The organism is Limnoraphis robusta CS-951, from assembly GCF_000972705.2.
In genome coordinates this window covers 1-8,531 of record NZ_LATL02000001.1, presented here as the reverse complement: position 1 = coordinate 8,531, position 8,531 = coordinate 1, and the positions used below count along the sequence as shown (strand labels likewise).

General features: G+C 43.9%; 8 protein-coding genes. 7 read left to right on the top strand and 1 reads right to left on the bottom strand.

Annotation, left to right across the window (positions count from 1 at the left end; translation table 11 throughout):
- Both WN50_RS31620 and glyQ read left to right on the top strand, forming a co-directional pair.
- On the top strand, nt 1-265 hold a 265-nt coding region (locus tag WN50_RS31620), incomplete at its 5' end, for a zinc ribbon domain-containing protein (protein WP_152964651.1).
- A gap of 104 nt (nt 266-369) precedes the next feature.
- A complete protein-coding gene (glyQ, locus tag WN50_RS00035) occupies nt 370-1,242 on the top strand; it encodes a glycine--tRNA ligase subunit alpha (RefSeq protein WP_046277962.1) in 873 nt (290 codons plus the stop codon).
- Nucleotides 1,243-1,417: 175 nt separating this feature from the next.
- On the opposite strand, the gene WN50_RS00030 is transcribed toward glyQ, so the two are convergent.
- Nucleotides 1,418-1,747: a hypothetical protein gene (locus WN50_RS00030; protein ID WP_046277961.1), complete on the bottom strand. Its 330-nt coding sequence runs from the start codon at nt 1,745-1,747 to the stop codon at nt 1,418-1,420.
- A gap of 429 nt (nt 1,748-2,176) precedes the next feature.
- Here WN50_RS00030 and WN50_RS00025 point away from each other — a divergent pair, with 429 nt between their 5' ends.
- The 5 genes from WN50_RS00025 (at nt 2,177) to WN50_RS00005 (ending at nt 8,409) form a co-directional block, all read left to right on the top strand.
- Nucleotides 2,177-3,487, top strand: coding sequence for an aminopeptidase P N-terminal domain-containing protein (locus WN50_RS00025; protein WP_046277960.1), 1,311 nt, complete (start codon nt 2,177-2,179; stop codon nt 3,485-3,487).
- A 634-nt stretch (nt 3,488-4,121) separates the two neighbouring features.
- Nucleotides 4,122-4,385, top strand: a complete 264-nt coding sequence (locus WN50_RS00020; RefSeq protein ID WP_046279923.1) for a DUF7219 family protein — start codon at nt 4,122-4,124, stop codon at nt 4,383-4,385.
- 62 nt (nt 4,386-4,447) lie between these two features.
- Nucleotides 4,448-5,392: a homoserine kinase gene (thrB, locus tag WN50_RS00015; protein ID WP_046279922.1), complete on the top strand. Its 945-nt coding sequence runs from the start codon at nt 4,448-4,450 to the stop codon at nt 5,390-5,392.
- A 204-nt stretch (nt 5,393-5,596) separates the two neighbouring features.
- A complete protein-coding gene (locus WN50_RS00010) occupies nt 5,597-6,322 on the top strand; it encodes a precorrin-2 C(20)-methyltransferase (RefSeq protein WP_046279921.1) in 726 nt (241 codons plus the stop codon).
- Between the two features lie 227 nt (nt 6,323-6,549).
- Nucleotides 6,550-8,409 carry an energy transducer TonB gene (locus WN50_RS00005; protein WP_049557229.1) on the top strand — a complete coding sequence of 620 codons (1,860 nt, stop codon included), beginning with the start codon at nt 6,550-6,552 and terminating at the stop codon, nt 8,407-8,409.
- The last annotated feature ends 122 nt before the right edge of the window (nt 8,410-8,531 follow it).

The window sequence follows — 8,531 nt, the reverse complement described above, 5'->3', positions numbered from 1 at the left end:
TGCATACACATCTCAAAACTGCTCAAATTGCGGTGAAAAGGTTGTCAAAACTCTCAGTACGAGAACTCATAAATGTCCTCACTGTGGGTATGTAGCAGACCGAGACGAAAATGCCGCCAAAAACATTCTAAAATCTGCACTTAAACAACTATCAAATACCGTCGGGCAGATGGAAATTAACGCCTCCCGAGAGACTGATCTCTGCTTAAGTGGGGAAACCCAGTTGAGTAAGTCAACTCATAGAAAGAGGAAACCCAAACAGTGATGTTTGGAATCTCCGTCGTTTACGGCGGAGAGGATGTCAAAAAGAATCTTCAACCGATCCCTTATGATCATAAAATGAAAAACAATTAAACTAGAGTTAATCCTGTGAACTTTCAATCCGTCATTGCCACTTTACATCAATTTTGGAGCGATCGCGGTTGTTTAATCGCCCAACCCTACGACACCGAAAAAGGGGCGGGAACCATGAGTCCCCATACCTTCCTACGGGCGATTGGCCCTGAACCTTGGTCTGTCGCTTATATTGAACCCTGTCGTCGTCCCACCGATGGACGTTATGGCGAAAATCCTAACCGTTTTCAACATTATTATCAATATCAAGTCCTGATTAAACCCTCTCCAGATAACATTCAAGAGGTTTATTTAGACTCTCTAAGAGCGCTCGGAATTCAACCCGAAGATCATGATGTGCGGTTCGTCGAAGATAACTGGGAATCTCCCACTTTAGGCGCTTGGGGAGTCGGTTGGGAAGTCTGGTTAGACGGAATGGAAATTACCCAGTTTACCTACTTTCAACAATGCGGTGGAATTGATTGTCGCCCCGTTTCGATAGAAATTACCTACGGACTTGAACGACTCGCCATGTATCTTCAAGATGTCGATGCCATGACTAAAATTGCCTGGACAGATACTATTAATTATGGGGATATTCATCTTCAGGGCGAAGTCGAACATTGTACCTACAATTTTGAAGCCTCTAATCCCGAATTACTCTTTACACTCTTTAGTTTGTACGAACAAGAAGCCGAACAATTAATCGAAAAAGGATTAGTTTTACCCAGTTTAGACTATGTTCTAAAATGTTCTCACAGCTTTAATCTCTTAGATGCGCGAGGCGTGATTGCTGTGACTGAACGAACTCGTTATATCGGTCGAATTCGCAACTTAGCCCGACGAGTCGCCCAACGCTATTTAGAACAGCGAGAAACCTTGGGATTTCCGTTGCAAAAATCTGCTTAATGGGCAGAATATAAATTTTTTCAGAAGGAGAGGGCTGAGAGTAGTAGACAGTGATCACTTAGCAGCGAAAACCGCAATCAAAACTCACAGAACTGTTAACTGTAAACTATTCACTGATTACTGCTTTCTACCTTTCTCTCCGTAACTACTTTTAGCATTCTTTAAACTCATCTGATCAATTTGAAACTCGATGAGTAGACATTAAACGAATCAAAGACAGAGTAGCCGCATCCGCAATCAATTCTTGCAGTATTCTGCCCGTTTGTTCTGATGGCCATTGCCATTCAGTTTCAGACTTTTTCCCCATCGGCGAAAGAAACTTCAGAACATATGCGATCGCCTGAGTTTTATCAATAGACTGGGTAATCTGGCTCGGAAGGGTTCCGAGTTGAAGTTCAACTTCTCTCACCACCCAGGATTCGAGGGTTGGACACTCTAGCGGCATTGAGTTTACAAGCATTTGACTCATCAGACTGGTATAGAGTTGAGATGAACGAATATCCATCAATGTACAGAGGATACAGATGAACTAACATCTGTCAATAGTACATATAGCTCGAGTTTTGACACTTATGCGTTGTCTGATCAGAAAAAAAGCCTCTATCCCCAGATAGAATTCTTTTTCAGGAAAATCGGGTGTCGCAGAAAATCGGAGGCCTGGTCACTGGTCACTCTCTTGCAAACTTTGCTCTCTTACGAACTTCCTTCAACGCGGGGAACCCGCGCAACGGAGTTCGCGCTACCGACGGAAACCGCCGGGTCGCAAGGCAAGCGCTGGTCACTGGTCACTGTAAAAGCTGGTCACTGGTAACTGGTCACTGGTCACTGTAAAAGCTGGTCACTGATAACTGTAAACTGTAAACTGTAATCAAGCCCGCCCCTACTCACGCCTCACTTGTTAAACTGATATTTAACCTATTGACAAACAGCTTCAATGATCACATCCGCAGAATATCAGCAACGACGCGAACAGTTGATGGCAAAAATCGGCACCGGAACGGCTATTTTCAGAAGTGCGCCGATGGCAGTTATGCACAATGATGTCGAATATAATTTTCGTCAGGATAGCGATTTTTTCTACCTCACCGGTTTTAACGAACCCAACGCCGTTGCTGTACTTGCGCCCCATCACGAAAAACATAAGTTTGTGCTATTTGTACAGCCAAAAGACCCAGAAAAAGAAACCTGGACAGGATATCGCACAGGCGTAGAAAAAGCCAAAGAAGTTTATGGGGCGGATGAGGCTTATCCCATCGCGGAACTTGATGAAAAATTACCGCAATATTTGCAAAAAGCTGATCGCATTTATTACCGTTTAGGACAAGATGAAGCGTTTAATAATAAAGTCCTGAAACATTGGCAAAAATTAATGCGAGTTTATCCTAAACATGGCACTGGCCCGATTGCCTTACAAGATGCGGGTACTCTTCTCCATCCGATGCGTTTACTCAAGAGTGAAACTGAATTAGAGTTGATGCGAAAAGCAGCAAATATTTCGGTTAAAGCCCATAATCATGCTCGAACTTTTGCCCAAGCCGGACGCTATGAATATGAAATTCAAGCGGAAATCGAACATCTTTTTGGCTTGAATGGAGGAACGCCTGCTTATCCGTCTATTGTCGCATCAGGGGCAAATGCTTGTATTCTGCATTATGTCGAAAATAATCGACAGCTTCAAGAGGGAGATTTGTTATTAATTGATGCGGGATGTTCCTACAAATATTATAACGCAGATATTACTAGAACTTTCCCCATTAGTGGCAAGTTTACTCCAGAACAAAAAACAATTTATGAGATTGTTCTCAAGGCTCAAATTGCTGCCATTGAACAAGTTAAACCTGGTAATCCTTACCAACAAGTTCACGATTCAGCCGTGCGGGTAATTGTTGAAGGATTGATGGAGTTAGGGCTATTAACCGGAGACATTGAGGAGATTATAAAAGAGGAAAAATACAAGCCTTTTTATATGCACCGAACCGGTCATTGGTTGGGGTTAGATGTGCATGATGTTGGGGTTTATCAATGGGGAGAAAACCCTCAAGAATTACAACCAGGACAAGTATTAACGGTTGAACCGGGAATTTACATTTCACCCGAAATTAAACCCGTAGAAGGACAGCCAGAAGTTGATCAACGTTGGCGAGGAATTGGCGTGAGAATAGAAGATGATGTGTTAGTAACGCCCCAGGGTTATGATGTCTTAACTGCGGGTGTACCCAAGTCTATTGAGGAGATGGAAGGCTAAAATAAAAGAGAATTTCTCAAGCTTTCTTTGACAATAGCAGTCTTCAATAATTTGTGAGCGCAAGATTCCTATTTTTTCAAAGAAGCTTATATTTCGCAACTCAAATTCAATTTCTAGATAGAGTTTATGAGTTTGGGTTGCGACTTTTAGCTCAAAAATAGAGATAAACTTAAGCAAAACCACTCTTTAAATAGACAAAAACTTTTTTGGTTGATTTTTTAAAATGAAAAATATGTCTTTAGATAGAAGTTTTTTAAAGAAAAATTCAAGTCAATCTCAACAATTTAATCGGTAGACCGAACCGAATAACTAGACAACCCTACCACAACCGTTGAAATTCGTTATTTTTCGTTTTTTAAAGTTAAGTAAGGATTAAAAACTGCCTTGATGAAAGGGTTTCGGAGAAATGTTAAATTAGATAAAGGAAAAGAAAATTTACAACTCGAAAAGCTATACTATAATTAAAAGAAAGAAGTAAAGAGTTGAATAAAAATTCAGTCTATAAAATTCTTTAATTTTTTTATCTTAATTCAAAAAATCAATCTTGCCATTGTTAAATAAAGTCAGGTGTGGAACTCTTTTCAAGCTCATCTATTTGTCAACTAAATCTAGCTGTAATCACAGGGAGAACGATATGAACGAACGTGATAAATTCCTATATCCGAAAAATAATTACCGAGGTGACTTCACACCGGAAAACCTGGTTTTCAATTCAAACTTGCAAGAGTTTGCACAGAAGGTTAACTATATTTGCGGCTTAGAAACCAACGGCAAAATCACATCAGAGGAAGCCTATTACCGGATTAAAAGCCTTTGGAAACAGCTAAAATCTTCTAAAAAGAACCTCAACATCGGTGATGGAGATTCAGAGGATAACAACGGGAATTCTCACCCCTAATCTGATATCATCAGCCTACAGTATCAATGCTATGCTGATTTTTGTGGGTCTGAAAACGAAGAATGTCTAAGTCCGTTACCGTTACTGTTCCAGCGACAACCGCCAACTTAGGGCCAGGTTTTGATTGTATTGGTGCAGCGTTAACCTTGTACAATATCCTTAAAATCTCTGAACAGGATTTATCAGCCGAAGAGACATCAACTCAGGCGATGATCACCGTTCAAGGTGTGGATGCTGAACGCCTATCAACCGATCAAGATAATCTCGCCTATCAAGCCTTTGTCAAACTTTACCAGCATCTCGGTCAATCTCCGCCTCCCGTCAAGCTGGAGATTAACTTAGGGTTTCCCCTGGCCAGAGGCTTGGGAAGTTCAGCCACCGCCATTGTCGGAGGGTTAGTCGGGGCTAACGCCTTTGCAGGTTCACCCCTGAGTCAAACCGAAGTGATGAACTTGGCGATCGCAATGGAAGGACACCCCGATAACGTAGTTCCGGCGTTGTTGGGAAACTGTCAACTCTCCGTCGCCGCCTCCCAAAGCCATTGGGAAATCTGCGAAATTCCCTGGCATCCGAGTATTATTCCGATTGTTGCCATTCCCAACTTTGAACTGTCTACAACCGAAGCCCGTCGAGTCTTACCAACCGAGTATAGTCGAACAGATGCCATTTTTAACACCGCTCATTTAGGCTTGTTAGTACGAGGCTTAGAAACGGGAAAGGAAAATTGGCTGCGAGTCGCCATGCAAGACAAAATTCATCAACCCTATCGTCAATCTCTGATTATCGGTTATGAAGCGGTACGTTTGGCTGCGATCAACGCAGGCGCCTATGAACTGGTGATCAGTGGAGCCGGGCCAACTCTCCTCGCCCTGAGTGATGCAACTTCAGCACCCGATGTAGCTTTAGCGATGGCAGAGGCTTGGCATCAATTTAGTGTTAAAGTAGAAGTGCGATCGCTACAAATTGATACTCAAGGGGCGGAATTTACAGTTAACAGTGAACAGTGACCAGTGGGGACAGTTATCAGTGACCAGTTACCAGTGACCAGTGGGGACAGTTACCAGGGAACAGTGAACAGTGACCAGCGCTTGCATGATTGCCTTTTGCATGAGCGCCTCTTGCCTGTTGCCTGTTGCCTGTTGCCTCTTGCCTTTTGCCTCTTGCCTTTTGCCTTTTCCAAGATTGCCTAGCGCCGAAGCGCTATATTTGTTGTGAACGACTCACCCCAATCATCCGGTATTCTGTATGGTGTTAGCGTCGGGCCTGGAGATCCCGAACTGATTACGCTCAAAGGGTTAAATATCCTCAAAAAAGCCCCCGTTGTAGCGTTTCCGGCGGGAATTCGAGGAAAATCTGGCATTGCAGAGAAAATTATCAGCCCTTGGCTAAATTCTCAGCAAATTCAGTTACCGTTAAACTTTCCCTACGTTCAAGACGAGACAATCTTAACAGAAGCTTGGCAACTCGCCGCCCAACAGGTTGGGGAATATCTCGCCCAAGGAAAAGATGTGGCGTTTGCTTGTGAAGGGGATGTCAGTTTTTACAGTACGTTTACTTACCTGGCACAAACCCTACAAGAAATCCGTCCTCAACTGAAAGTGGAGGCAATACCCGGAGTGTGTTCTCCTCTGGCGGCTGTAGCCAGTCTGGGAATTCCGCTCACGATCAGAGAGCAACGTTTAGCCGTATTGCCTGCATTGTATACGATGAGTGAGTTAGAAAAGACTTTGGATCAGGCGGATGTTGTGGTATTGATGAAAGTGAGTTCAGTCTATCGGCAAGTTTGGCAATTATTACAGCAGCGAGACTTGCTGGAAAATGCCTACGTGGTGGAATGGGCGACGCACCCTCAGCAACAGATTTATGCAGGGTTAAGCGATCGCCCTAACTTGCAATTATCTTATTTTTCGTTAATGATTGTCCAGGGGATTCGTTAAACTAGGAATACAGAGGAGTACAGAGTCGCTGCCGTCAAAAGGGCGATCACACAACCTAGAGGTGAAGTCTGAGAGATTTTCGCCTGATGATTTGACTCTAGCTTGCTATAACATAGCAGTAAAGATAGACAACTCAAAACTCAAGTTAATTGCTGGGGTCGGTGATACATCTTCTGCCTGTGCCTCAATAGACGCAAGTCGATTTCTAACCTCTAAAGTCAAGTATTATGGATTCTTCTACACCCTTTATCCAATCTGGACTAGCATCACTCCGTCAACCCGCTACAGTGGCAGTGTTGGCTTCCCTGGGAATTCATGGGTTATTTGCAGCGAATGTAGAGAAAATTTCGTTATTTTCCCGAGCGGCTCAACTTCCGCCGAGTGTAGAGTTACTAGAATTATCCCCCGAGCAAGTTGGGGGCATCTATCCCCCGCCACCGCCGAAATTTGGTTTAAGTGAAATCGCACCTCCTCCGTCGTTGGCTTCTATTTTGGGAGGCGGGCCAACGATTCCTGAGTTTCCCGTGAACGCTCCTCCTCCTCCCACTGCTGAAAGTTTTGCCAGTGTTCCCCAAGAGTTTTATACCATCCCAGTTTACCCCTCATCTGGAATCCCCGGAACGAATTTACCGCCTGTTGTGCAGCGTTCTCCAGAGAGTTACACGTTTAGCACTTTGCCTCCTTCGGTGAATATTCCTGACTTTACTCCGCCTCCCCCAAGTTCGATTCCTGAGTATACTCCCCCCGATCAAAGTAATACTTTCCCCGATAAAAATTCAGAGGAATTAGATCGAGCGAGAGAATTTTATGAACAGTTAGAGCAAGGCAATATCGAATTCTCTCAAGCGCCTCCTCCCCTTGGTCAATCTGGTATTCTCAATCCCCCTCGCATGGGTGATGATGAACCCGGAAACCAACCGCCTCGTTTTCCTCCACCAAAAGAGCCTACTGATGGTGTGGCGAGTGCAAATATTGACGAACAGTCTCAAACCCCTCCAGAAGAGTTTAGAGGGTCTATTCTCCAAGGTTTGCAAGAAGGTTCAGAAACAGCAGAAAATAGCAATGTTGTGGCGAATTCTCCGGTGTTTACCCAAGAGCAACCCCCAGAAGGACAGCTTTCTAACCAAGAAATGGCAAGCTTAGAAGGGGGAAGTCTTTATGTGAATTGGGTTTTGGGTTGGCTTGAAAGTTACCCTGATGTACAGTCAGCCCAAGCTATCTCTATCTCTGATGTGTATCCAGTAGAAGCCTGTGAACAACAGTTGAGTGGACAAGCTTTAGTAGGAGTGATTATCGGTTCCGGTGGAGAGATTTTAGCAGGGCCAGAACTGTTGTTGGATACGGGATATCCGGTTTTAGATGATACGGCGATTCAAAAAGTGCAGGAGTTTGTTAGCACTGAATCCTTAGCAAGAGGAAATCCTACGGCTTATCAATATGAATTTTACTTTAACAGCGAAAGTTGTGGCGAGGTGAGTTCACCCGAACAAGCAGCTCCCCAAGCAGCCCCCGAAAATACTCAACCTGCACAGAATAGTTCTACTCCTGGGGTAACTGAGTCTGAAGATTCTTCGGAAAATTCAGTGATCACACCGCCAGAGGATGTTATAGAGACAGAACCTTCAAACCTTGAACCGGAAATGCCGGCTCAACCGACAGAAGCTTTTACAGAGACAGAACCTTCAAACCTTGAACCGGAAATGCCGACTCAACCGACAGAAGCTTTTACAGAGACAGAACCTTCAAACCTTGAACCGGAAATGCCGACTCAACCAACAGAAGCTTTTACAGAGACAGAACCTTCAAACCTTGAACCGGAAATGCCGGCTCAACCGACAGAAGCTTTTACAGAGACAGAACCTTCAAACCTTGAACCGGAAATGCCGGCTCAACCAACAGAAGCTTTTACAGAGACAGAACCTTTAAACCTTGAACCGGAAATGCCGGCTCAACCGACAGAAGCTTTTACAGAGACAGAACCTTCAAACCTTGAACCGGAAATAACTCCTGAACCAACAGAAGTTCAACCAGAAGGAATGCCCAGTGGGTTCGAGCAACCGTTAGAAGTTGAAACTCCTGCTGAGTAGTCAAAAGAATTGATGAATTATAGCAATGACCAGAGAGCTGTTTACCAAAAATTGCCGCACACGCCCCTACCTTCAGGTATGGGGATATAAGGCTCTTTCTAATGCTATAATAACTCTACTGG